Genomic DNA, 23311 nt, shown 5'->3' on the forward strand with positions numbered 1-23311 from the left:
CAAGGACAGCGGGGCTAGGTCGTCAGGTCGCGGGTGGCCGCGCGCTGGAGGGCCGTGGCGCGGGTGACGTAGTCGAGGATCAGCTCCAGCTCGTCATCCGTGTACCGCGCGTACAGCTCCCCCAACGCCGCCACGAACGGCTCGAACAGCTCGCTGAACCCGGCCAGCCGCTCGTAGTTGATCTCCACGATGACCCGCCGCCGGTCCCGCGTGTCGCGCACCCGCCGCACCAGCCACTTCGACTCCAGCCGGTCGATCAGCCCGCTGACGGTGGCCGGCGCCAGCCCCGCGTGCTGGCCGATCTCCCCCGCCGTCAGCGGCCCCATGCGCTGCAGCAGGTCGAGCGTCTTCTCCTCGGTCATGCCGAGCCCCAGCCGCTCGCCCATGGCGGTGTGGTACATCACGGCGGCGTTGCTGTTGTCCCGCCCCGCCATGCCGAGGGCCTCCAGCAAATTCTTTCGCCGCTCCGAAATATCTCTGGACACAGGTAAAGCCTCCGCATATATTTCGTTCGACCGAACGAAAGGTTATCACTATGAAGGCTCTGATCATAGGCTGCGGCATCGCCGGACCCGTCACGGCGATGGCCCTGCGCGAGGTGGGTGTGGACGCCGAGATCTTCGAGGCGTACGGGCAGGGTGCGGAGGACGTGGGCTCGTTCCTGAACGTCGCCTCCAACGGCCTGGCCGCGCTCCGCGTGCTGGGCGCGCACCACAAGGTATTGTCGCAGGCCATCCCCACCCCGCGCATGGTCATGTGGAGCGGCTCGGGCAAGCGGCTGGGCGAGGTGGCCAACGGGCTGCGGCTCGACGACGGCACGGTGAGCCACACCGTCCTGCGCTCCGACCTCTACCGGACCATGCGTGACGAGGCCGCCCGGCGCGGCATCGAGGTCACGTACGGCAAGCGCCTGGTCTCGTACGACGAAAGCGCGAGGCAGGTGACGGCCAGGTTCGCGGACGGCACGGAGGCGACGGGCGACCTGCTGATCGCGTGCGACGGCGTGCACTCGAGCACCCGCACGATCCTCGACCCGCAGGCTCCCGCCGCCCGCTACAGCGGCCTCTACAGCTTCGGCGGGATCGTCAAGGACTCCGGCTTCCCCGGCGAGCCGGGCGTCTACAACATGGTCTTCGGCAAGCGCGCGTTCTTCGGCTACGCGCTACCCGAATCGGGCGAGACCTGGTGGTTCGCGAACCTGCCCAGGCGGCTCGGCGACGTTCCGAAGGACTGGAAGCCGGTGCTGGTCAGGGCGTTCGAGGACGACGCGAACTTCTCCGCCGAGCTCATCCGGCGCAGCGACGTCGAGCCGGGGTCGCCGATCTACGACCTGCCACCCGTGCCCGTGTGGCACCGCGGCCGGGTCCTGCTGATCGGGGACGCCGCGCACGCCACCTCGCCCAGCTCCGGCCAGGGCGCCTCGCTGGCCATCGAGGACGCGGTCGTGCTGGCCAGGTGCCTGCGCGACAGCGGGAGCCACACGAAGGCGTTCGAGCGCTTCGAGGCCGAACGGCGGCCCAGGGCGGAGCGGGTGGTGGCGTACTCGCGGACGATCAGCAACAGCAAGGCCGCGAGCCCGGTCGCCCGGGTCTTCCGCGACCTGATGCTGCCGTTCTTCCTGAAGAAGAGCGCGAGCCAGGAGTCACTCGCCTGGATGTACCGCTACCAGGCGAGCCTGTGAGACTGCCGCCTCCCCGGCCGGGACCAGCGGCAACCGCACGTCCGGGGTCGGGATCAGGCCCTGGGCGTGCAGCACTCCCTTGATCACGGTGGGGTTCGGCTCGGCGAAGAGCGCGGCCGAGAGCCTGGCCAGCCGGTGTCCGAGCGCCCTCGCCCTGGCCGCGTCGCCCGCGTTCCAGGCCTCCACCAGCTCGACGTAGCCGCGGGTCTGCAGATGTGCCGAGGCGAGGATCCCGCCGACGGCGCCCAGCGCGAGCAGCGGAGAGATGAACGCGTCGTCGCCCCCCACCACCTCGAACCCCTCGGGCAGATCCCCCAGCAGGTCCACCGCGTCCTGGTCGATCCCGCCCGCCGCGTACTTCATGCCCGCGATCATCGGGTGCGCGCCCAGGTGCCGGAAGGTCGCGGCGCCGACCGCCTGACCCGTCCGGTACGGGATGTGGTAGATCACCAGCGGCACCGGCGTCGCCTCCGCCAGGGCCTCGAAGTGCGCGATCACGCCGCGCTCGCCCGGCCGCAGGAAGTACGGCACCGTCACCAGCGCGGCGCCGACCCCCGAGGGCAGGCCCTGCAGGGCCCGGGCCGTCGAACGCGTGTCGTTCCCCGTCACCCCCACCGTCAGCAGCGCCTGCCGCTCCGCGCACACCCGCGCGCACGCCTCGACCACCAGCTCCCGCTCGCCGGGGTCGAGCGCGGCCACCTCGCCCGTCGTGCCCAGCGCGACCAGCCCGGCGGCGCCCTGGTCGAGGTAGTCCGACGCGAGCTTCTCGATCGCGTCCACGGCCACCTCCCCCGACGAGGTGAACGGGGTGACCAGCGGTACGTGTAGTCCTCTCAGCATGGTTCGAGCCTGTCCTGCCCGGACCCGTTAGGTCCAGCGCGGATTTCTTCGTTTGAGATTAAGCTCAGCTTATGCTCGACCCGCGCAAGCTCCACCTCCTCCGCGAACTCGCCCGGCGCGGCACCATCGCCGCGGTCGCGGAGGCGGTGACGTTCACGCCTTCGGCCGTCTCCCAGCAGCTCAGCGCGCTGGAGCGGGAGGCGGGCGTGCCGCTGCTGGAGCGCACCGGCCGTACCGTGGCGCTGACGCCCGCCGGGCACCTGCTGGTCGAGCACGCGCACGCCGTGCTGGAGCAGCTCGAACGCGCGTCGGCGGCGCTCGCCGCCGCACGTGGCGGGCCTTCGGGGCCGCTGCGGATCGGCGCGTTCCCGACGGCGGCCCGCGTGCTCCTGCCCCCGGCGCTCGTCGAGCTGACCGGGGCGCATCCCGGGCTGGTGCCGATGGTCTCCGAGATCGACCCCGCCGACGTCTCGGCCGCGCTGCGGGCGGGCGAGCTGGACGTGGCGCTCGTGCACGAGTACGACTTCGTGCCGCCCGTGACGGACGCGTCCATCGAGACGGAGCCGCTGTACAGCGAGCCCATGTACCTGACCGACCGGCCCTCCGTGGCCGACGCCCGCGCCGACGCGTGGATCACCGACAGACCGGGCACCCTCTGCCACACCATGGCGATCCGGGCGTGCCAGGCGGCGGGGTTCGAGCCGCTCGTACGGCACCACATCGACGACTTCGACACCGTGCTCGCCTTCGTCGCCGCCGGGCAGGGGGTCGCGCTCGTACCGCACCTGGCGGCGATCGACCCGCCGGCCGGGGTGACGCTCACCCGCCTGCCGCTGAGCCGCCGCACGCTCGCGGCCTTCAGGAAGGGGAACGGCGGGCATCCGGCGATCAGGGCGGCCGTCGCCGCCTTCCACGCGGCGATCCCCCACCTGCCCCTCTAACGCAGCAGCCCTCTGACCAGGTCGGCGAAGCCGGCGGCGAGCCGTTCGTGCTGCCCGGCCCGCAGCTGGCTCGCGATCGGCTCCATGTGCAGCGTGCCGAGCAGCATGTGGGCGATCTGCTCGGCGTCCACGTCGGACCGCCCTTCGGCGATCAGCCGGGACACGTGCCGGTGCCAGGACCGGTAGATCGGGTTCTCCTCCCTGCGCTGCTCGCCGTGGGCCTTGGTGGTGACCCTGGCGTGCTCGATGGCGCTGACGAGGTTCCCGTTGCGCGCCGCCAGCACGGCCACGTCCGCGAAGAAGGCGACCAGCCGCTCGACCGGCTCCGCGCCCGGCCCCAGCGGCGGCGGCCCCTCGGTGAACGCCTGCTCGAACTCGCGCGCCCGCTCGCTCATCAGCTCCAGCATGAGCCCCGTACGGCTCCCGAACCGGTGGAACACCGTCCCCTTGCCCACGCCGGCAGCGACCGCCACCCGCTCGACCGAGACCTGCTCGGGCGGGTGCCGCTGCAGCAGCTCCTCGGCCGCCCGCAGGATGGCCTGCCTGTTGCGCGCGGCGTCGGCCCGCTCTCGACGTTCCATCCGGTCATTCTTTCCCATGGACAAACTTGACCAGTGGTCCATATATTAACTGGACCATCGGTTCAGTTAAAGGAGTTCACGCATGCGCGCGATCGTCCTGTCGGAAAAGGGCGGCCCCGAACGGCTCGAAGTGGCGGACCTGCCGCGCCCCGGCCCAGGCGAGGGCCAGGTCCTCATCCGCACCCAGGCCGTCGGCGTCAGCTACGCCGAGACGCAGATCCGGGCGGGGACGCTGCCGTTCCCGCTGCCGCTGCCCGCCGTGATCGGCGCGGAGGCGGTCGGCGAGGTGGTCGAGGTCGGCGAGGGGGTGGACGCGAAGCTGCTCGGGAGCACGATCGTGGGGGTCACCGGCGGCCTCGGCTCGTACGCCGAGTACGCCGTGCTCCCGGCCGCTCTGACGGCCCCGGTGCCGGACGGCGTGCCGCCGGACCAGGCGCTGGCCGCGGGGGCGCCCGGCGCGCTGGCCCTCGCCCTGCTGCACAAGGCACGCCTCGCCGGCGGGGAGACCGTGCTGGTCGAGGCGGGCAGCAGCTCGGTGGGGACGTACCTGGTGCGGCACGCGAAGGAGTTCGGGGCCGGGCGGGTGATCGCCACCGCCGGCTCGGCCGCCAAGCGGGACCGGACCGCCGAGCTGGGCGCCGACCTCGTGCTCGACCACGGCCCGGCCGACTGGCCCGACGAGCTGCCCGAGGTGGACGTGGTGTTCGAGTCCATCGGCGGCACCACGGCCAGGCGGGTGCTCGACCACCTCACCCCAGGCACCGGCCGGATGCTGTTCTACGGGATGCTGACCGGGGAGCCCGCCGCCGTCACGGCCGCCGACCTCATGGAACGCGGGGTGACGCTCACCGGGTGCAGCGGGCCCGGCTGGGCCGGGGAGGTGTTCGGGACGCACTATCCGGCGATGCTCGACCGGCTCGCCTCCGGGCGCAGCGTCGCCTACATCGACCGTACGCTGCCGCTGGAGGAGGCCGCGCAGGCCCACCGCCTCCTGGAGGGCCGCGCGGTCACCGGCCGGATCCTGCTCATTCCGTAAGGAACCCTCAGGAGGCGAGGACCGCTTCGAGCACCGCTTTGGAGCTGTCCCCGCTCTGGTCGTAGTCGCCGGCCGTCAATGCCACGACCAGCTCCTCCTCGGGCAGGACGAGCAGGTGCTGACCGCCGTTCCCGAGGCCGCCGACCCAGTGGCGGTCCTTGGTGTTCACGTACCACTGGTAGCCGTACTCGAACCCGTCCTCGATCACCACCCGCGAGCGCACCAGCTCCCGGAGCCACTCGGCGGGCACGATGCCCCGGCCGCCGTCGAGCACCAGCTGCCCGACGGCGGCCAGGTCGACCGGCCGCAGCCGCAGGCCGGCCGCGGCGCTCACCGTGTCGTGGAATCCCTTGGACCACTCGAACGCGTCGATCCCGAGCGGGCGGAAGAGCGCGGTCGCGGCGTACTCCTCCAGCGGCCTGCCGGCCCCGCGGGCGATCAGGCCGCCGAGCAGGGCGCTGGCTCCGCCGCAGTAGTGCCAGAGCTTTCCCGCCTCCTCCACGACGGGCCGCTCCAGCAGGTACCGGTACCGGTCGGGCGCCAGCTCCATCGCGATCTCGCTGTTGGCCGGGCTGGTGTAGGGGGCGCTCTCGTCCCATTCGAGGCCGAGGGTCATGGTCAGCGCGTGCTCGACGGTCAGATGAGCGCGCTCCGGATCCGCCACCAGATCCTGATATTCCGGAAATTGGGCTACCAAGGGCGCACCCGGCTCCGGCACGAGCCCTTCGCCCAGCGCGATGCCGTACAGCAGCGCCACCATGCTCTTGGACACGGAGCGCAGGTCGTGCAGCGTGTCCCGGTCGAACTCGACGTGCCCCAGCGAGTCGCCCAGCCGGTGGTCCGGCCCCGCGCCGTAACGCTCCAGCACGATCTCCCCGCCGCGCATCACCACGAGACCGTGGAAGTTCGGCGCCTTGCCCGTGCTCAGGATCTCGTCGACCCGCTCAGCCATTGCCACGATGTTCCTCCTGAAAGTCGGCACATCCTGGCATACCGCCTCACACAGTGTCAGGCGCAAGCCCTCAAGACAGCTCCGACAGCGCGCGTTCCCAGGGGAAGCGGTGGGCGCCGGCGTCCGGCTCGTCCGTGGCGACCTGCCGTGGCAGGCCGAACACGACCCGGACGCCCTCGGCGCGCAGCTCGTCGATGCTGCGCAGGAAGGGCCGGCGGGCGGCCAGGGCGCTGTTGACGAAGGGCAGCACGACGACGGGGATGCCGAGCCCGGGCGCCTCGGCCAGCAGGCCCAGGGCATAGGTGTCGGCGATGCCCCCGGCGAACTTGTTGACCGTGTTGTACGTGGCCGGCGCGACGATGATCGCGCCCGGTCGAGGGGGTTTGGGCTCGTGCGGCTTGCGATAGCGGCTGCGGACGGGCCGGCCGGTCTGGGCCTCCAGGGCGGCCACGTCGATGAAGTCGAGAGCCGACGGAGTGGCGACGACCTGGACGGCCCAGCCCCGCTCCTGCGCCATGGCGACCAGCCGGCCGACGTCCGGGGCCGGCCCGGCGGCGCACACGATGATGTAGAGCTCGTCGCCCTGCGGTTCGGCCACGCGTCGGCTCCCGGGGGGTTCGGCGGTGCCGCGGCTGCCCGGCAGCCGCGGCCGTCTCCTCGTCAGTCGGTGCCGGACTCCATCGCGGCGTGGTCGAGCAGCTCGTCGTCGCCGGGGATCTCGCCGCGCTCGCCACGGTTGGCGATCGCCTCGGCGCCGCCCTCGGGCATCTCGCCGATCAGCTCGGTCGAGGCCGTCTGCGGCACGTCGGTCAGCATCGGGTGCTGGGGGCCGACGATGCCGAGCCCGGCGTACTGCTCCAGCTTGGCGCGGGTGTCGGCGATGTCGAGGTTGCGCATGGTCAGCTGGCCGATGCGGTCGACCGGTCCGAAGGCGGAGTCCTCGGTGCGCTCCATGGACAGCTTGTCCGGGTGGTAGCTGAACGCCGGTCCGGACGTGTCCAGGATGGAGTAGTCCTCGCCGCGCCGCAGCCGCAGGGTCACCTCGCCGGTGACCGCCGTGCCGACCCAGCGCTGCAGCGACTCGCGCAGCATCAGCGCCTGCGGGTCCAGCCAGCGGCCCTCGTACAGCAGCCGGCCCAGCCGCCGCCCCTCGGCGTGGTAGTTGGCCAGGGTGTCCTCGTTGTGGATCGCGTTGACCAGCCGCTCGTAGGCGGCGTGCAGCAACGCCATGCCCGGCGCCTCGTAGATGCCCCGGCTCTTGGCCTCGATGATCCGGTTCTCGATCTGGTCGGACATGCCCATGCCGTGCCGGCCGCCGATGGCGTTGGCCTCCAGGACCAGGTCGACGGCGGTGGGGAACTCCTTGCCGTTGATGGTCACCGGCCGGCCCTGGTCGAAGCCGATCGTGACGTCCTCGGCGGCGATCTCGACGTCGGGGTCCCAGAACCGCACGCCCATGATCGGCTCGACGATCTCGATGCCCGCGTCGAGGTGCTCCAGCGCCTTGGCCTCGTGGGTCGCGCCCCAGATGTTCGCGTCGGTGGAGTACGCCTTCTCCGTGCTGTCCCGGTAGGGCAGCCCGTTGGCGAGCAGCCACTCGGACATCTCCTTGCGTCCGCCGAGCTCGGTGACGAAGTCGGCGTCCAGCCACGGCTTGTAGATCCGCAGGGAGGGGTTGGCGAGCAGGCCGTAGCGGTAGAACCGCTCGATGTCGTTGCCCTTGAAGGTGGAGCCGTCTCCCCAGATCAGCACGTTGTCGTCGAGCATCGCGCGGACGAGCAGGGTGCCAGTGACGGCCCGCCCGAGGGGCGTGGTGTTGAAGTAGGTGCGCCCGCCGGAGCGTATGTGGAACGCCCCGCAGGCCAGGGCCGCGAGCCCCTCCTCCACGAGCGCCGCCCGGCAGTCGACCAGCCGGGCGACCTCGGCGCCGTACGCCGTGGCGCGGCCGGGCACCGAGGCGATGTCAGGCTCGTCGTACTGGCCGATGTCGGCGGTGTAGGTGCACGGCACCGCGCCCTTCTCGCGCATCCACGCGACAGCGACCGAGGTGTCGAGGCCACCGGAGAAGGCGATCCCGACACGTTCACCGACAGGCAGAGAGGTGAGCATCTTAGACACGAGTCGAAGTATATACACACCTATGCATGACCATGCAAACCCCCTCGCCGGATTTCCGCCGCGATGTGCATCGCCGGCTCAGGCGGCGGGTTTCCTGACCTCCAGGATGCCGGTGCTGAACCACGGTCCGCCGTACCAGAACCGCCAGCCCGCGTCGCGCCGCCGCACGTCGACCACGCCGAGCGAGCGCAGCGTGTCCTCGTACGCGGCGGTGTGCTGGAAGTCGGCGATCAGCATCAACCCGCCGGGGCGCAGCACCCGGTGCGCCTCGCGCACGGCCTGCGCGCGCCCGTCGGCGTCGGGGATGTTGTGGATGGCCAGGCTCGACACGATCGCGTCGAACGCGCCGTCGCCGAACGGCAGGTCGCGCATGTCGCCCGTCACCAGCTCGACGCGGTCGGCGACGCCCTCGGCGGCGGCGTTCGCCCTGGTCTTGGTCTCCCGGTTGCCCGACTGGTCCTTCGACTGCCACAGGTCGATGCCGGTGGCCTTGCCGTGTTCCAGCCGCCGGGCCGCCATCAGCAGCACCGCGCCCCGGCCGCAGCCGAGGTCGAGCAGGAGCTCGTCGCCGTTCAGCCGCTCGAGCTCACCGGCCCAGACCGCGAACTTGCCGCGCCGCGTCGTATAGAGGTAGCTGGCCGCGCTGGCCAGCGTGTAGAACCCGCCGAGCAGGAACGCGATGCCCGCCAGGGGGATGTCGAGCAGGAACGAGACCGACGCCAGGGCCAGGAGCACGAGCGCTCCGAACAACAAGCCGACCAGCGCCCAGGGAGCGTCGAATCCGTAGCTTCCGTGTCGCTTGCGCACACTCACGTTATATCTCAAGGTGGTCTTGACATGGAATTGACCTGACCCGTCCCTTCCTACCGTCTTTCCCGCACAGCGCATTACTAAGGTGGCGTGGATGGGCGCGCAAATGGGGGTTTGACCAGGCATGACGGAGAAAGAGCGGGGATTCGGCCTGGGGGCGAGCATGGCCCTGACACTGGCATCGTCCTTGTTGTGGGGAGTGGCACATCTGGCCGCGGAGCGCCGTAAGACGGGCTTGGCGCTCATGTTCGGATATGTCGTGATGCTGGCCGGCATCCTCATGGTGTTCACGGCGTACAGCACTCACCTGCTGTCGCTGGCGGTGCAGCCCCGCTGGCTCGTCGGGTTCACCGTGGTGCTGGTGGCGATCGCGATCGCCTGGACCGGCGTGGTCGTCTGGTCCTTCGTCCTGGTGCGCCCGCCGAGCTCCGACAGGATCGGCCGCTTCCTGACCACGGCGCTGACGCTCGCGCTCTGCGCGCTCATCATGACCCCGACGGTGTACGCCACCAGGCTCGCGTACCTGTCACGCGACGTCGTGAACACCCTGTTCCCCAGCACCACCGCGACCGCGCCCATCATGGCCCAGGACCCGTGGAACGGCGCCAGCCGGGTCAACTTCCTGCTCCTGGGCGGCGACGCCGCGCCGAACCGGCCCGGCGTGCGTACCGACAGCATGACCGTGGCCAGCGTGGACACCGATACCGGCGCGACCACCCTGTTCGGCCTGCCGCGCAACCTCCAGCGCGTCGAATTTCGCGCGGGCCCGGCCCGGGACCAGTTCCCCTACGGGTTCACCGGCACCGGCCCCGACACGCCCGGCCTGCTCAACGAGATCTTCCAGTACGCCGAGGAGCACCCCGAGGTGGTGCCGGGCGTGGAGCGGCGCCAGCGCGGACCCGCCCTGATCAAGCAGACGATCGGCGACATCCTCGGCCTCAACGTGGACTACTACGCCCTGGTGGACATGAAGGGGTTCGCGGAGATCATCGACGCCATGGGCGGCGTGAAGGTCACCATCAAGGAGCCCATCGTGTACGGCAAGTACCGCGAGGGCCTGCTGCCGGCCGGCACCCGCAGGCTGTCCGGCGAGGAGGCGCTCTGGTACGGCCGCTCGCGAACCGACAGCGACGACTACGTCCGCATGGGACGCCAGAAGTGCCTGCTCAACGCGCTCGCCAAGCAGGCCGACCCGATGACCGTGATCAACAGCTTCGAGCGGCTGGCCGTGGCGACCAAGCGGGCCATCTCCACCGACCTCCCGCAGGACCTGCTGCCGGCCGTCATCGACCTCGCGCAGCGGGTCAAGGACGCCAAGATCCGCAGCCTCAGCTTCGTGCCGCCGCTGATCAACACGGCGTACCCCGACTGGTCGTTCATCCGCCGCAAGGTCGCCGAGACCCTGGAGGCCGGCCCGACCAGGGCCGGCACCGCCGCCGAGCGGACACCTGACCCGGAGACCCCGGTCAACCTCGACGCCACCTGCACCTGAGTCGCCCGTCCGGAAAGGCCACGTGGAAGCCCGGCCACGTGGCCTTTTCGCGTTCCCGCACACGCCCAGCACGGAGTGTGGCATGATGACAACGGAAACGGTTTTCATATCCATCTGGAGGTGGCCGTGAGAGTGGCGTTCGTCGGAAAGGGCGGCAGTGGCAAGACGACGATGTCCGCGCTGTTCGCCAGACATGTGGCGAGCCAGGGCGGGCCGGTGGTGGCCGTGGACGCCGACATCAACCAGCACCTGGCCATGGTGCTCGGCCTCGACCGGCAGCCCGAGCCGCTCGGCGCCCACCTGACCGAGATCAAGGAGCGGCTGCGCGGCGACAACCCCCGCGTCCCCTCCGCCGACGCCATGGTCAAGACCACCCCGCCCGGCCGTGGCTCCCGGCTGCTGAGCTTCGAGGACCTGGCCGCCGACCCGTACGCGCTGACCACCCCCGACGGGCTGCGCCTCCTCGCGACCGGCCCGTTCAGCGAGGACGACCTCGGCGTGGCCTGCTACCACTCGAAGGTCGGCGCGGTGGAGCTGCTGCTCAACCACCTCATCGACGGCCCCGGCGAGTACGTCGTGGTGGACATGACCGCGGGCGCCGACTCCTTCGCCTCGGGGCTGTTCACCCGGTTCGACCTGACGTTCCTCGTCGCCGAGCCGACCAGGCAGGGCGTGAGCGTCTACCGGCAGTACCGCGAGTACGCCGCCGCGTACGACGTCGCGCTGGCCGTGGTCGGCAACAAGGTCCACGGCCCGTCCGACGTCGACTTCCTGCGCGAGCACGTGGGTGACGACCTGCTCACCTGGATGGAGCACTCCGCCGCCGTCCGCGCCATGGAGCAGGGCCGCCACTTCACGCTCGACGACCTGGAGCCGGTCAACGCCGACGCGCTGGCGGTGCTCCGCAAGACCCTCGACGAGCAGGAGAAGGACTGGGCGCGCTTCGGCCGCCAGACCGTGGACTTCCACCTGCGCAACGCCCACGCGTGGGGCAACGACCGGACCGGGTCCGACCTGGCCTCACAGATAGACCCGGATTTCGTGTTCGGCCCCTGAGTGCCCCCCTTCAGGCATCTGGAGCGATTACGAATCCCCACTTAGCGTCAGATTGATCCCATTCGAGAGGAGACAGCATGTCGCTGACCGTTCCGAACGAACTGCTCGACCAGGCCAGAGCAGGTGACGTGGACGACGCGGCCTTCATCGCGTGCGTCCGCGACTCGCTGCCGTACGCGTGGTCGCTGATCAGCGGGCTGGCCGAACAGCGCGAGCAGACCGGAGCCGAGTTCGCCGACAACCAGGTGCCACCGCCGTCCGAGGAAGCCCGCGGCCAGCTCCTGCGCTGCCTGGCGAGCGACGCGATGCGCGGAGCGCTGGAGCGCCACTTCGGAGTACGGCTGGCCTTCCAGAACTGCCACCGGGTCGCCGTCTTCGACCCGACGGCGACCAAGGCCCTGCACGAGTTCGTCACCCCGAGGGCCCAGATCCTCAACCAGAAGCCGGAGCTGGTCGACTGCTGACCCGGCCGGCCCGGTGACCCGGCTCACCCCGGGTCACCGGGTTCGCAGCATCGGCAGCACCTCCGCCCCGAACCGCCGCACGTTCTCCAGCGTCCGCCGGTGCTCGCCCAGCCCCTCGACCAGCAGGATGAACCGCTCGATCCCGGTGTTCTCGGCGGTACGCAGGATCGTCGCGGCACAATGCTCGGCCGACCCGACCGGATGAATCCTGGCCAACAAATCCACATATGCCGGGATGTTTCGCATAGGTCGGGGGCGATCGTCCACCGGCACGTACCCCGCCAGCCCCGGCCCCAGCCACCGTGGCAGCGACTCCTTGATCTCCCGCACCGCCTCCGCCGTGGAGTCGGCCACGTAGGCCACCCCCGCCGCCACGTGATCGGTGGCGGTCCCGCCCCGGGCGACGTAGTCCTCGACCAGGGCGGCCTTCTCGGCGTCCCCGATGTGCATCCCGAGCAGCATCGGCAGCCCCCGCTGCGCCGCCACCCCCACGGTCGCCTCGGAGGTGCACGCGACCACCGGCCGCATGCTCGCGCCCGGCACCACCCGGACCTCCCTGAACCGGAAGAACTCCCCGTCACCGGCGACGGGACCGCCGGAGAGCCCGTCGAGCAGGAGGTCGAGCGACTCCCCGAACCCCCGCTCGAACCGCTCGGCCCCCGTCCCGAACACCTCCAGGTCCACCCACGGCCCGCCCCTGCCGACCCCCAGCGTGAACCGCCCGCCGGACAGGTGGTGCAGCATGGCCGCCTGCTCGGCCAGCGCCACGGGATGCTGCGTGGACAGCACGCTGACGGCCGTGCCGAGCCCAATGCGCGAGGTCCTGCCGAGCGCGACCGCCGCCAGGGTGGTCGCGGAGGGGCACACGCCGTAGGACATGAAGTGATGCTCGGCGACCCACGCGTCGTCGAACCCCGCCTGCTCGGCGGCCACGATCACTTCGACGGCATCGGCCAGCACCTGCCCGGCCTCCTGGCCGGGGAACTGCGCCGCGATGACGAAGACGCCGATTCGCACCCACCCGATGATGCCCGATGGCCCCCGTTCAGCCGAACAGGCTGGCCTGGCCCTCTCCCACGAGCGGGTCCCGGTGGTGCTTGAGGTGCCGCCATCGAGGGAGGTCGTCCAGGTAGGACCACGAGAGCCGGTGGTGGGGCGTGGGGCCGAGCCGGGCCAGGGTCTCCTGGTGGAGGGGTGAGGGGTAGCCGGCGTTGTCGGCGAAGCCGTACTCCTCGCAGCCGATCGTCCCCATGTACGCGTCGCGCCGGACCTTGGCCAGGACGGACGCCGCCGCGACCGAGATGCTGGCCGCGTCGCCCTTGATCTCCAGGCGTACCGGCCAGGGCGGGCCGATGTAGTCGTGCTTGCCGTCGAGGATCACCGCGTCCGGGCGCACCGGCAGCGCCTCCAGCGCCCGCCTGGCGGCCCGGCGCAGGGCCTCGGTCATGCCCAGCTCGTCGATCTCCGTGTGGGTGGCCTCGCCGAAACCGATGCCGGCCGCCCACGCGGTCAGCTCCTCGGCGAGCGGGGTGCGCCTGGCCGCCGAGACCTGCTTGGAGTCCGTGAGGCCGGACGGCGGCTCGGACAGGTCGGTGACGACGGCGCAGACCGTGACCGGCCCCGCCCACGCGCCACGGCCCACCTCGTCGATGCCCGCGACCGTGCGGGTGCTCGGCTGGGAGAGCAGGAGGTGCTCGATGTCGTACGTCGGCGCCATAACGGCAGACGCTATCGCCTCACTGGGCCATTCACTGGGCCGCCTCGTCATCTTCCAGCGGATCGCCGGGCCGGCGGCGGTCCGCCGGACGTACCGGATCCAGGTCCGCGGCCAGATAGCGGGCGGCCACGTGGATCGCGCGGAGCGTCACCGACACCGACGGCCGGTTGACGCTCGAGTTGCGGGCGACCGCGTGCACGTCGCGTCCCACCGGGTTTCCCGGGAACTGGCGCACCGCCAGCCCCCGCACCCCTGCCGCCAGCGCGAGCGCGGGCACGGCGGCGATGCCGATCCCCTTCGCCACCAGAGAAAGGATCGTTCCCAGCCCTTCGAACTCCCACGGCGTGGGCCTGGTCCCGCCCACGTCCACCAGGAGCCGGTCCACCGCCAGCCGGGACGGCTCCCCGTCGGGCGTCGCCATCCACGGCTCGTCGCGCAGCTCCCGCAGGTCCACCGGCACGTCGGGGTCGGCCAGACGGTGCTTGCGCGGCACCACCAGCACCAGGGGGTCGCGCAGCAGCGGGAACACCCGCAGGCTCTCGTTGTCGCGCACCTGCCCGTACCAGTCGTCCACGAGCGCGATGTCCACCTCCCCCGACTGCACCTCGCGCATGCCCCGGCCCGACCTGCTCTGCCCCAGCCGGAGCGTCAGCTCGGTGTAGCGGCGCAGCGAGCGGGCGAGCGCCGGGGCGAACGCGACCGCTGCCGTCGGGAAGGCGGTGACCACGACCCGCCCCGCGGGGGTCCCCGCATGGGCGGACAGGTCCGACTCCGCCTCCTCGACCATGGACAGGATGCGCTCCGCGTGCGCCACCAGCCGCCGCCCCGCGTCGGTCAGCTCGGCGCTGCGCGCGGTCCTGTCGATGAGGACCGTTCCGGTCTCACGTTCGAGCGCGACCAGTTGCTGCGACACGGCCGAAGGACTGTACCCCAGCGATGCTGCTGTCGCAGCGATACTTCCGCGACGAGCGAACTCGCAGATCAGGACCAAACGCCGCAATTCAAGCATCAGTCTTCCTTATGCCTACCCACGAAAAGCCTCGCTTGTGCTGATGCCTTCATCAAACCACCCTGGGAACGTGACAAACATGACGGTGACGTTGTCCGCCACTTTGGCGGCAAACGAGGACATCGACCGAAGACGGCACGCCGGGGAGCGAGTGCTTCACCTGGCCTTCGGCGAGGCAGGGCTACCCGTCCACCCGGCACTGCGCGACAGGCTCGCCGGCGCGGCCGAGCGCAACGGCTACGGGCCGGTCGCGGGAGCGTCCGAGCTCAGGACGGCGGCGGCGGGCTACTGGACCCGACGCGGGCTCCCCACCGACCCCGGGCTCGTCGTCTGCGGACCTGGCAGCAAGTCCCTGCTGTACGGCCTCCTCCTGGCGATCGGCGGGGACATCGTCCTGCCCATGCCCAGCTGGGTCAGCTACGCCGCCCAGGCGGAGCTGGTCGGCTCCCGCCCCATCCTGGTGCCCGCACCGCCAGGAGGGGGCGGAGTGCCCGACCCCGACCTCGTGGCCGGCGCGGTGCTCCGGGCCAGAGCCCAGGGCCGGACGGTCAACTCGCTGCTGGTGACGCTGCCCGACAACCCGACGGGCCGCCTGGCCGGTCCGGAGACCATCGCGCGGCTGGTGCAGATCGCCCGCGAGCTCGATCTGATGATCATCTCGGACGAGATCTACCGCGACGTCGTGCACGACCCGGCCCTGCCGTTCACCTCCCCCGCCGACCTCGCCCCCGAGCGCACGATCATCACCACCGGGCTGAGCAAGAGCCTCGCGCTGGGCGGCTGGCGGATCGGCGTGGCCAGGTTGCCCGCGGGCAGCCACGCGCTGCACAGGAGCCTGCTCGCGGTGGCCAGCGAGATCTGGTCGGCGCCCGCGGCCCCGGTGCAGGAGGCGGCGGCGTACGCCTTCGACGAGCCCCAGGAGCTGCTGGCCCGCATCGAGCTCGCCCGGCGGCTGCACGGCACGGTCGCCAGGGCCGTGCACGAGAGGTTCACCGAGATCGGGGCCGACGTGCCCGCCCCGCAGGGCGGCTTCTACCTCTATCCCGATCTGAGCCACCTCCGGCTCGGCGGCTCCGCCGAGATCACCAAGATCCTGCTGGAGGAACACGGCATCGGCGTCCTGCCCGGACACGCCTTCGGCGACGACCCGGCGGCGGCGAGGGTGCGGGTCGCGGTGAGCCTCCTCTACGGCGAGACCGCCGAAGAGCGACTGACCGCTCTGAACAGCCCGAACCCCCTCCAACTCCCCTGGATCGCCGACAATCTGGACTATCTTTCGAGGGGTCTGAACGAGCTGGCCTCGGTGTCGCACGAAGCGGTGCGTGAACGGCGTCCCGCGTTCGTCCCGACGCCATGTCACAGTTAGGCGAATCTTTCCCCAAGAGCGGGTTTACCATCGCTCAAAAGGGGCCGCTGACCTGCAGGAACACCCTGTCTGCAGAAAGCTGCAAAAGATCTTCCTTACTGCATGGTTACGTGCGACCCCGCTTCCCCTCATCATGTGCTCATGCCCGCTCTTGTCACCTTGTCCGGGCGCTCCGTGCGCCTGGAACCTCTCAGCCTCGCGGCGATCGACGACCTCGTCGCCGCGGCGAGTGAAGACCGTTGCACTTACGCCTTCACTCGCGTCCCGGAAAGCCGGGACGAGATGGTCTCCTATGTGGAGGCCGCCATGGCTGAGCAGGCGGAGGGCCGCTCCATGCCCTTCGCCATCCGGTGGCTGAACACCGACCGCGTGGTCGGTGCCACCCGTCTCATGCACCTGGAGTACTGGCAGGGCCCCATGCCCTGGCCTCCGGGTACACGGGGTGCGGTGGGCGAGATCCCGTCCGTGGCGGACATCGGTTACACCTGGCTGGCCGCCAGTGCCCAGGGCACGGGTGTCAACCGTGAGAGCAAGTTCCTGATGCTCTCGCTCGCCTTCGAGACATGGAACGTCCACCGCATCACCCTCAAAGCAGATGTACGTAACACCAAGTCCCGGGCCGCCATCGAGGCCCTCGGCGCACACTTCGACGGGGTGCGGCGAGCGGATAGCCGAGGCGCCGACAACACGGTCCGAGATACCGCGTTCTACTCGATCCTGAGCTCCGAATGGCCGCTCGTACGCGAGCGGCTCGCCCTGCGGCTCGGACTGGTCGAGGCGGCCTGAGAACCTGTCCACCACGGCCCCGCCCCAAGAAAGTTTGGGCGGGGCCGTATTTTTTCCTGCCTACGCGTGCTCTACATGACACGCCCCCGCGGTGTGAGTCATGCCTAGCCGACCATCAGCATCCAGGGGCGCGCTCAACACCGGATCAAAGACCGATCAACGGCACATTTAACGATCAGTCCGGAGTCTAGGTGACAAAGGACGTTGGATCTATCATTTGGTAACAAAACGATCCATTGGCTGGGAGACATTCGGCATGGCTGGTCAGAGCGTCGAGGGCGGGCTGAGGTTCGCCGTGCTCGGTCCTGTCCGCGCCTGGCGTGACGGCCAGGAGCTCGATCTGGGCACTCCGCTGCAGCGTTCCATCCTGGGCATGCTGCTGCTGCGTGAAGGCCATGCGGTCACCCCCAACGAGATGATCGACGCGGTCTGGGGCGAGGACGCGCCCCCGCGGGCCCTGGGCGCCCTGCGCACCTACGTCTCCCGCCTGCGTACGGTGCTGGAGCCGGACCGGCCCGCCCGTTCCCGCCCGGAGCTGCTGACGTCCATCGGGAGGGGCTACGCGCTGCGGCTGCCCGACGGCTCGCTCGACCTGGTCCGCTTCGAACGCGGCGTCCAGGACTCCGAGAGCGCGCGCAAGGGCGGCCGGCTGCGCGAGGCCGCCGAGGGGCTGCGCGAGGCGCTGTCGCTCTTCGAGGGCGAGCCGCTGGCCGGGACCGTCGGCCCCTACTCCGAGCACCAGCGCGACCGGCTGGTCGAGCGCCGCATCAGCGTCGTCGAGACGCTCATGGACGTGGACCTGGAGCTGGGCGACCACGCGAAGGTCGTCTCCGAGCTGATCGCGCTGACCGCCGACCACCCGCTGCGCGAGAAACTGCGCGCCCAGCTCATGCTGGCCTACTACCGGTGCGGGCGGCAGGGCGACGCCCTCAACGTGTTCACCGAGACGCGCGAGGCCCTCGTCGAGGAGCTCGGCATCGAGCCGGGCCCCGAGCTGGCCGCGCTGCACCAGCGCATCCTGGCCGCCGACCCCACGCTGGCCGCCGCCGAGGTGCCCGCCGAGGAGCCGGTGGAGGAGCCGGAGCAGCGCCAGGCCCCGCAGTTGCCGCGCCCCGCGCAGCTCCCCGCCGCCGTCAACGACTTCACCGGCCGCAAGGAGGTCGCCGTACGGCTCCGCACGCTGCTGTCGGCCCAGTCGTCGGCGCAGTCGTCGGTCGAGGGCGTGCCCGTGATCGCGGTCTCCGGCATCGGCGGCGTGGGCAAGACCGCGCTGGCCGTGCACGTCGCGCACCTGGCCGAGGACCTGTTCCCCGACGGCCAGCTCTATGCCGACCTGCGCGGCTACACCGACGAGGCGACCGTGCCCGAGTCGGCGCTCGGCGGGTTCCTGCGGGCGCTCGGCATCCCGCCGGACATCGTCCCGGACGGGCTGCCGGAACGCGCCGCGCTCTACCGGTCGATCCTCGCCGACCGCCGCATCCTCGTGCTGCTCGACAACGCCCGCGACGCCGAGCAGGTCAGCCAGCTGCTGCCGGGTTCGCCCGGGTGCGCGGCCATCGTGACGAGCCGCGGCAAGCTGGCCGACCTGCCCTCCGCGCGGCTCATCGACCTCGACGTGATGGAGCCGGGAGAGGCGCTGTCGCTGTTCGCGTCGGTGGCCGGGGCCGAGCGCGTGTCGGCCGAGCACGGCGCGGCCATGGACGTGGTGGCCGCCTGCGGGTTCCTGCCGCTGGCGGTGCGCATCGTGGCCGCCAGGCTGGCCGCGCGCCCCTCCTGGACGGTCGCCTCGCTCGTGCCCAGGCTGGCCGACGAGCAGCGCCGCCTCGACGAGCTGCGCGTGGGCAACCTGGCCGTCGAGGCCACGTTCGCACTCGGGTACGGCCAGCTCGCGCCGGCCCAGGCGCGTGCCTTCCGCCTGCTCTCGCTGTCCAAGGGGCCCGACATCTCCACGGGGGCGGCGGCGGCCGTGCTGTCGGTGAGCCAGTTCGAGGCGGAGTCCGTACTGGAGTCCCTTGTGGACGCGAGCCTGCTCGAGGCGCCCGCGCCCGGCCGCTACCGCTTCCACGACCTGCTCAAGCTGTTCGCCAGGCGCCAGCTGGACAAGACCGAGCCGCCCGAGGCCAAGGCGCGGGCGCTGCACCGGCTGCTCGGCTTCTACCTGGCCTCGGCCCAGTCCGCGCACAGCCTGGCCTACGAGGGCAGCATGATCCCGGCCAACATCGTGACGATCAGCGAGGGGCTGTCGTTCACCAGCGTGGACGAGGCCGTGGCCTGGCTGATCGCCGAGGGCGACTCGCTGTTCGCGGCCATCAACCAGGTCGCCGCGTCGGCCGTCGCCGGCGAGCAGCTGCTGCCCGCCAGCGACCTGCTGGTGGCGATGGAGCCGCTGCTGGAGGCGGGCACGCACACGCGCGAGTTCGCCCAGGGCACGCGCGCCGTGCTGAGCGCCGCGCAGCGGCTCGGCGACCAGGGCAGCGAGCTGCGCAGCCGGTACGTGCTCGGCCGGGTGCTGTTCGCCGACAACCAGCTGAAGGCGGCCGAGGGCCACTTCAGGGTCGTCCACGAGCTCTCCACGGCCCGCGGCGAGAAGATCGTCACCGGTGAGGTGCTGAACGCCCTGGCCGTCGTCGTCGGCAGGCAGCGCCGCCACATCGAGGCGCTGGAGCTGTTCGACGCGGCGATGCGGTTCTACCGGGCCAACGACGTGCCGGCCGGTGAGGCGCTGGTGCTCAGCTACTCGGCCCGCGACCACCTGGGGCTCGGCCGCCCCGCGGACGCGATCGCGGCGGCGGAGAAGGGCCTGGCCCTGTTCACCGAGATCGGCAGCGGCGCCGGGACCGCCCGCGCCCGCTACCACCTCGGCATCGTGCTGTCCCGGGTCGGCAGGCTCACCGAGGCCGTCCACCACCACGCCGAGTGCCTGGCCTTCTTCCGGGCCAGCAAGCAGCGCGTCTGGGAGCAGCGGGTCTGCTCCCGGCTGGCCGAGACGTTCATCGCCGCCGGACGCCACCCCGAGGCCGTGCGCCACGCGGAGCAGGCGCTGGTGGTCTCCCGCGAGATCGGCCACCCGTACGGCGAGGCGCTGTCGCTCACGGTGCTCGGCAAGGCGCTGCGCGGTCTGGGCAGCACGACCAGGAGCCTGGAATGCCTACGGCAGGCGTTCGAGATCTTCTCCCGGCTCGGCGCCCCCGAGGCCGGGGACCTCAAGGCCCTGATCGAGGCCATCCCCGCCGAAGGGGCCGTCGTCGAGTCCTGAGTACAGCTCATCGTCCAGACGTGTCATCCACACATGGTTGATCAAGGCTGTCCTTTCGATGAGAAACCTGCTAAATGGACTGCCGCTACGGTCTTTACCAGGCACGACAGTAGGGCGGCAGGCTGATGAGCAGGTTTCCCATCGACCAGGCCGTCACGAATATGTCGTGATGCAGCCCGGCCGGTCATCTGTCGCCACCACGCGTCGCTAGGGGGCCCGGTTATCCGGATGCTCCGCGTAGTGGCTAGCCGCCTCACCTTAGACGACCGGCCGGACCTGACACGGCCCTCGAACCCCCCGGGGTCCGTGTCTTGGCCATGAGCCTCCACCCGAGCGCTCAACGTCCAATTGACGGGCGATTAAAGCAGGAAGTAACCCTCCGCGATCAGCGGCCTGACCGCGTCGGAGTCGAGGATCTCACCGTCGCCGACCAGCTCGGCGATCACATTGAGCAGAGGGCCGAGCGCCAGCTCGCCGTCGCAGACCCCGGCCAGCGCGGCCTCCACCGTGCCGACCTCCCTGCTGCGGCGCAGGCCCTGCGTCTGGCGCAGCACGATGCGGATGGGGTCCTCCGCGCCCGGCAGGCCGATGCGCTCGTCGAGCAGGCCGTCGGCGGTGCGCAGGAGCGCCGTGTCCAGCTCCTTGACGCGGTGCGCGGTGGCGATGGCGTCGAGCACGGAGTCCACGTAGTCGCCGACCGGGAGCGAGACCAGGTGGTCCAGGTGCTCGACGCGGACGACCGGGTCGAGCGTGCCGGAGTTGCGCATGGTGATCCAGCCGAACCCGATGCCCTCGACCTTCCGCTCGTCGAACCAGGCCAGCCAGCGGTCGTAGTGCTCGGCGTACGCCTTCGTGCCCTGCTCGGCGGCGTCCCTGAGCCAGAGCTCGACGTACTCGGCCGGGTCCTGCACGTCGCGCTGGACCACCCAGGCGTCACAGCCCGTCTCGCGCAGCCAGCCACCCACGCGGTCGTGCCAGTCCTCGCCCTCGACGTGCAGCCAGTTGGCCAGGAAGTGGGCCTGGCCGCCGGGGTTGAGGTGGCCGGGCGTGCGGCGTACGAGGTCGCGGCAGAAGCCGTCGCCGCCGGCCTCGCGGTAGGTCAGGCCGCCCCCGGGGCCGAGGACGAACGGGGGGTTGCTCACGACCAGGTCGAACAGCTCGTCCTCGACCGGCTCGAACATCGACCCCGTACGTGCCTCCACGCCGGAGACGCCGGACAGCTCCCAGCTCAGCCTGGCCAGCTCGACGGCCCGCGGGTTCACGTCGGTGGCCACGATGTGCTCGGCCCGCCCGGCCAGGTGCAGCACCTGCACTCCGCAGCCGGTGCCAAGGTCGAGCGCGCGCCCCACCGGACGGCGGGTCGCGAGCTGGGCCAGGTTGGCCGAGGCGCCGCCGGCCCCGACCACGTGGTCAGGACGCAGCGCCGGGTCGCCGGGGCGCACCTTGCGGTCGGAGACGAGGTAGCCGCCGGTCTCCCAGGGCTGCAGGTGCACGGTCGCGGTCACCTGGTCGCCGTCGGCCCTGACCAGTCCCGAGTCGAGGACCTCCGGGGCGAGGGACGCGGCGGGGACGGGAACGCCTAGCCACCACAGCCTGATCGACGCCGCCAGCGGATCGAGGTCGGCGGTGGCGCGCAGGGCCGGCACCAGCTCCTCCCTGGCCAGGGCCGAGGCCGCCATGCTGCCCAGCCGCTCACGTACGCCGTCGATCGTGTAGTCGGTCTCCAGGAGGTGATGGCGCAGTCGTTCCACAAGTCCATCCTTTCACCACGGACACTCCCGCATGGTCCGATACCGACGGTGCTCACACTGTTTCCCGACACTGACAGTGCTCATACTGTTACTTAGACACCCAAGCGTTCTGCAAGCGGCGGACAAGTAGTGAGCGGTATCTCTAAGGAGTCGCCACGTCGCCCCGAGGAGCGGACCCATGCTGATCCCTTGCTTGGCCTGCGAGTCCCGGTTCGGACCTGACGAATACTTCCGCGCCTGCTCCGACTACAACCGCGGCATGGACCTGGTGTCCTGGACGTGCCCGCGCTGCGGCAACCGCGACGACCTGCGGGTGCTGCCCGGCGAGCTGGGGTTCGGCTATCCGTATCGGGGCAGGTTCGCCGTGCACGACCGGGTCCGCGTGCCCGGCCTGCGCAGGCACCGCGGCGACCTGCGGCTGGACATCTCGCTCGACCGGGCGAGCTGGCGCGTCCACACCCGCCTCCGCCAGCCCGCATGACGGCCCGGGCGGATCAGGCGAACGGCAGGGCGGGCACGCAGGCGTGGGCGGGCCGCTCGCCGCGCAGCAATCGGGCGATGTCCTCCACCAGCATCCCGGCCAGCTCCTCCCGGCTCTCCCCCGTGGCCTCGCCCAGGCGGGGCGTCAGCACCACGTTCGGCAGGCGCGTCAGGGGGTGGGCCGGATCGAGCCACTCGCCCTCGAAATGGTCGAGCCCCGCGCCGCCCACCTGGCCCTGGCGCAGCGCGTTGACCAGCGCCGTCAGGTCGTGCAGCGCGCCGCGCGAGGTGTTGAGATAGATGGAGCCCGGCCGCATCGCGCCGAACTCGGGGTAGCCGAAGAAACCCCGCGTCTCGCCGGTCAGCGGCACGTGCAGCGACACCACGTCCGCCTCCGCCAGCAGGGCGGGCAGGGCGTGGGTGGCCTCGGGGACGAACGGATCGCAGGTGATCACCCGCATGCCCAGGCCCTCGCAGCGCCAGCGCACGGCCCTGCCGACGCGGCCCAGGCCCACGATGCCGAGCGTCCTTCCGCTCAGCCGCCTGCCGCGGTGGCGCTGGGCGGGCGGCACCTTGCCGACGCGCCCCTGGCGCACCTCCCGGTCCGCGGCCACGATGTTCCGGCTGACGGCGAACATCAGCGCGAGCGTGAGCTCGGCCACCGACTCGGGGTCACGGTCGGCGGCGTGCAGGACGGTCACCCCGTACTCGGCGGCCAGCGCCAGGTCCACGCTGGTGGTCGGGCCCATGACGGCCACCACGTCGAGGGGCAGGGCGAGCACCGACGTGCGAACCTGGTCGCCGTCGGTGATGAGCACGGTCGCGCCGGTCTCGATGACCAGGTCGGCGAGCTGCTCGTCGGTGAAGCCGAGGCTGGGACGCGCGGGAACCTCGGCCAGGTCGGCTACCTCGCCCAAGCGGGCGAGCGCGCTCTCCGGCATAGCGGGCAGTGCCAGCGCCCGAGGTCGAGTCACA

At 71.2% G+C, this 23311-nt stretch carries 22 protein-coding genes; 10 read left to right on the forward strand and 12 right to left on the reverse strand.

Annotated features, from left to right (window positions below; translation table 11 throughout):
- Nucleotides 1-14: 14 nt before the first annotated feature.
- A complete protein-coding gene (locus AB0L65_RS30015) occupies nt 15-434 on the reverse strand; it encodes a MarR family transcriptional regulator (protein ID WP_364251737.1) in 420 nt (139 codons plus the stop codon).
- 101 nt (nt 435-535) lie between these two features.
- Between AB0L65_RS30015 and AB0L65_RS30020 the strand changes: the two genes are divergently transcribed.
- Entirely contained in the window at nt 536-1681 is a 1146-nt protein-coding gene (locus AB0L65_RS30020) for an NAD(P)/FAD-dependent oxidoreductase (protein ID WP_364251740.1), read from the forward strand.
- Here the strand turns inward: AB0L65_RS30020 and AB0L65_RS30025 are convergent.
- On the reverse strand, nt 1643-2521 hold the full coding sequence (locus tag AB0L65_RS30025) for a 4-hydroxy-tetrahydrodipicolinate synthase (RefSeq protein WP_364251743.1): 879 nt from the start codon (nt 2519-2521) through the stop codon (nt 1643-1645). The two genes, AB0L65_RS30020 and AB0L65_RS30025, sit on opposite strands and share 39 nt — an antisense overlap.
- Nucleotides 2522-2592: 71 nt before the next feature.
- On the opposite strand from AB0L65_RS30025, the gene AB0L65_RS30030 reads away from it, so the two are divergent.
- Nucleotides 2593-3462, forward strand: coding sequence for a LysR family transcriptional regulator (locus AB0L65_RS30030; protein WP_364251746.1), 870 nt, complete (start codon nt 2593-2595; stop codon nt 3460-3462).
- Here the strand turns inward: AB0L65_RS30030 and AB0L65_RS30035 are convergent.
- A complete protein-coding gene (locus AB0L65_RS30035; RefSeq protein ID WP_364251749.1) occupies nt 3459-4043 on the reverse strand; it encodes a TetR/AcrR family transcriptional regulator in 585 nt (194 codons plus the stop codon). The two genes, AB0L65_RS30030 and AB0L65_RS30035, sit on opposite strands and share 4 nt — an antisense overlap.
- Nucleotides 4044-4125: 82 nt before the next feature.
- On the opposite strand from AB0L65_RS30035, the gene AB0L65_RS30040 reads away from it, so the two are divergent.
- Nucleotides 4126-5079 (forward strand): zinc-binding dehydrogenase, encoded by a 954-nt coding sequence (locus AB0L65_RS30040; RefSeq protein WP_364251751.1) that lies wholly within the window; start codon nt 4126-4128, stop codon nt 5077-5079.
- A 7-nt stretch (nt 5080-5086) separates the two neighbouring features.
- Here AB0L65_RS30040 and AB0L65_RS30045 read toward each other — a convergent pair whose 3' ends face one another.
- The 4 genes from AB0L65_RS30045 to AB0L65_RS30060 form a co-directional block, all read right to left on the reverse strand.
- Complete coding sequence (locus AB0L65_RS30045; protein WP_364251754.1) at nt 5087-6031, reverse strand: serine hydrolase; 945 nt, start codon at nt 6029-6031, stop codon at nt 5087-5089.
- A 70-nt stretch (nt 6032-6101) separates the two neighbouring features.
- On the reverse strand, nt 6102-6629 hold the full coding sequence (locus tag AB0L65_RS30050) for a flavoprotein (protein ID WP_350724033.1): 528 nt from the start codon (nt 6627-6629) through the stop codon (nt 6102-6104).
- 62 nt (nt 6630-6691) lie between these two features.
- The gene (gene argG, locus AB0L65_RS30055; RefSeq protein ID WP_364251757.1) at nt 6692-8149 is read right to left on the reverse strand and encodes an argininosuccinate synthase; all 1458 of its coding nucleotides are present in this window, start codon (nt 8147-8149) and stop codon (nt 6692-6694) included.
- 78 nt (nt 8150-8227) lie between these two features.
- Nucleotides 8228-8956: a class I SAM-dependent methyltransferase gene (locus AB0L65_RS30060; protein WP_364251760.1), complete on the reverse strand. Its 729-nt coding sequence runs from the start codon at nt 8954-8956 to the stop codon at nt 8228-8230.
- 127 nt (nt 8957-9083) lie between these two features.
- Between AB0L65_RS30060 and AB0L65_RS30065 the strand changes: the two genes are divergently transcribed.
- The 3 genes from AB0L65_RS30065 (at nt 9084) to AB0L65_RS30075 (ending at nt 11971) form a co-directional block, all read left to right on the forward strand.
- Entirely contained in the window at nt 9084-10451 is a 1368-nt protein-coding gene (locus AB0L65_RS30065) for an LCP family protein (protein WP_364251763.1), read from the forward strand.
- A gap of 126 nt (nt 10452-10577) precedes the next feature.
- Nucleotides 10578-11507 (forward strand): ATP-binding protein, encoded by a 930-nt coding sequence (locus tag AB0L65_RS30070; protein WP_364251766.1) that lies wholly within the window; start codon nt 10578-10580, stop codon nt 11505-11507.
- 77 nt (nt 11508-11584) lie between these two features.
- On the forward strand, nt 11585-11971 hold the full coding sequence (locus AB0L65_RS30075) for an SCO5389 family protein (protein WP_357746706.1): 387 nt from the start codon (nt 11585-11587) through the stop codon (nt 11969-11971).
- A 33-nt stretch (nt 11972-12004) separates the two neighbouring features.
- Here AB0L65_RS30075 and AB0L65_RS30080 read toward each other — a convergent pair whose 3' ends face one another.
- Genes AB0L65_RS30080 through AB0L65_RS30090 form a run of 3 tightly spaced genes read right to left on the reverse strand, consistent with a single transcriptional unit; the run spans nt 12005 to nt 14697 of the window.
- The gene (locus AB0L65_RS30080) at nt 12005-12988 is read right to left on the reverse strand and encodes an LLM class flavin-dependent oxidoreductase (RefSeq protein WP_364251769.1); all 984 of its coding nucleotides are present in this window, start codon (nt 12986-12988) and stop codon (nt 12005-12007) included.
- 28 nt (nt 12989-13016) lie between these two features.
- Entirely contained in the window at nt 13017-13688 is a 672-nt protein-coding gene (locus AB0L65_RS30085; RefSeq protein ID WP_364251772.1) for a ribonuclease HII, read from the reverse strand.
- Nucleotides 13689-13719: 31 nt separating this feature from the next.
- Nucleotides 13720-14697 (reverse strand): LysR family transcriptional regulator, encoded by a 978-nt coding sequence (locus tag AB0L65_RS30090; protein WP_364251775.1) that lies wholly within the window; start codon nt 14695-14697, stop codon nt 13720-13722.
- 79 nt (nt 14698-14776) lie between these two features.
- On the opposite strand from AB0L65_RS30090, the gene AB0L65_RS30095 reads away from it, so the two are divergent.
- The 3 genes from AB0L65_RS30095 (at nt 14777) to AB0L65_RS30105 (ending at nt 20105) form a co-directional block, all read left to right on the forward strand.
- Complete coding sequence (locus AB0L65_RS30095) at nt 14777-16063, forward strand: pyridoxal phosphate-dependent aminotransferase (RefSeq protein WP_364252210.1); 1287 nt, start codon at nt 14777-14779, stop codon at nt 16061-16063.
- Between the two features lie 141 nt (nt 16064-16204).
- Nucleotides 16205-16849, forward strand: coding sequence for a GNAT family protein (locus AB0L65_RS30100; RefSeq protein ID WP_350724051.1), 645 nt, complete (start codon nt 16205-16207; stop codon nt 16847-16849).
- Nucleotides 16850-17105: 256 nt separating this feature from the next.
- Nucleotides 17106-20105, forward strand: a complete 3000-nt coding sequence (locus tag AB0L65_RS30105) for a BTAD domain-containing putative transcriptional regulator (RefSeq protein ID WP_364251778.1) — start codon at nt 17106-17108, stop codon at nt 20103-20105.
- A 359-nt stretch (nt 20106-20464) separates the two neighbouring features.
- Here AB0L65_RS30105 and AB0L65_RS30110 read toward each other — a convergent pair whose 3' ends face one another.
- A complete protein-coding gene (locus AB0L65_RS30110; RefSeq protein ID WP_364251781.1) occupies nt 20465-21856 on the reverse strand; it encodes a methyltransferase in 1392 nt (463 codons plus the stop codon).
- Between the two features lie 178 nt (nt 21857-22034).
- Between AB0L65_RS30110 and AB0L65_RS30115 the strand changes: the two genes are divergently transcribed.
- Nucleotides 22035-22337: a hypothetical protein gene (locus AB0L65_RS30115; RefSeq protein WP_364251784.1), complete on the forward strand. Its 303-nt coding sequence runs from the start codon at nt 22035-22037 to the stop codon at nt 22335-22337.
- Between the two features lie 13 nt (nt 22338-22350).
- Here AB0L65_RS30115 and AB0L65_RS30120 read toward each other — a convergent pair whose 3' ends face one another.
- Nucleotides 22351-23310 carry an NAD(P)-dependent oxidoreductase gene (locus tag AB0L65_RS30120; protein WP_364251787.1) on the reverse strand — a complete coding sequence of 320 codons (960 nt, stop codon included), beginning with the start codon at nt 23308-23310 and terminating at the stop codon, nt 22351-22353.
- Nucleotide 23311 lies beyond the last annotated feature (1 nt).

Source organism: Nonomuraea sp. NPDC052116 (assembly GCF_040680035.1).
GTDB classification, from domain to species: Bacteria; Actinomycetota; Actinomycetes; order Streptosporangiales; family Streptosporangiaceae; genus Nonomuraea; species Nonomuraea angiospora_A.

Excerpts from the sequence above, each read along its gene's own strand:
- AB0L65_RS30095 (WP_364252210.1), top strand. The coding sequence starts at position 14,777 with ATGACGGTGACGTTGTCCGCCACTTTGGCGGCAAACGAGGACATCGAC.
- AB0L65_RS30065 (WP_364251763.1), top strand. The coding sequence starts at position 9,084 with ATGACGGAGAAAGAGCGGGGATTCGGCCTGGGGGCGAGCATGGCCCTG.
- AB0L65_RS30075 (WP_357746706.1), top strand. The coding sequence starts at position 11,585 with ATGTCGCTGACCGTTCCGAACGAACTGCTCGACCAGGCCAGAGCAGGT.
- AB0L65_RS30115 (WP_364251784.1), top strand. The coding sequence starts at position 22,035 with ATGCTGATCCCTTGCTTGGCCTGCGAGTCCCGGTTCGGACCTGACGAA.
- AB0L65_RS30085 (WP_364251772.1), bottom strand. The coding sequence starts at position 13,688 with ATGGCGCCGACGTACGACATCGAGCACCTCCTGCTCTCCCAGCCGAGC.
- AB0L65_RS30020 (WP_364251740.1), top strand. The coding sequence starts at position 536 with ATGAAGGCTCTGATCATAGGCTGCGGCATCGCCGGACCCGTCACGGCG.
- AB0L65_RS30025 (WP_364251743.1), bottom strand. The coding sequence starts at position 2,521 with ATGCTGAGAGGACTACACGTACCGCTGGTCACCCCGTTCACCTCGTCG.
- AB0L65_RS30030 (WP_364251746.1), top strand. The coding sequence starts at position 2,593 with ATGCTCGACCCGCGCAAGCTCCACCTCCTCCGCGAACTCGCCCGGCGC.
- AB0L65_RS30105 (WP_364251778.1), top strand. The coding sequence starts at position 17,106 with ATGGCTGGTCAGAGCGTCGAGGGCGGGCTGAGGTTCGCCGTGCTCGGT.
- AB0L65_RS30090 (WP_364251775.1), bottom strand. The coding sequence starts at position 14,697 with ATGCTTGAATTGCGGCGTTTGGTCCTGATCTGCGAGTTCGCTCGTCGC.
- AB0L65_RS30015 (WP_364251737.1), bottom strand. The coding sequence starts at position 434 with ATGGCGGGGCGGGACAACAGCAACGCCGCCGTGATGTACCACACCGCC.
- AB0L65_RS30035 (WP_364251749.1), bottom strand. The coding sequence starts at position 4,043 with ATGGAACGTCGAGAGCGGGCCGACGCCGCGCGCAACAGGCAGGCCATC.
- AB0L65_RS30100 (WP_350724051.1), top strand. The coding sequence starts at position 16,205 with ATGCCCGCTCTTGTCACCTTGTCCGGGCGCTCCGTGCGCCTGGAACCT.
- AB0L65_RS30040 (WP_364251751.1), top strand. The coding sequence starts at position 4,126 with ATGCGCGCGATCGTCCTGTCGGAAAAGGGCGGCCCCGAACGGCTCGAA.
- AB0L65_RS30045 (WP_364251754.1), bottom strand. The coding sequence starts at position 6,031 with ATGGCTGAGCGGGTCGACGAGATCCTGAGCACGGGCAAGGCGCCGAAC.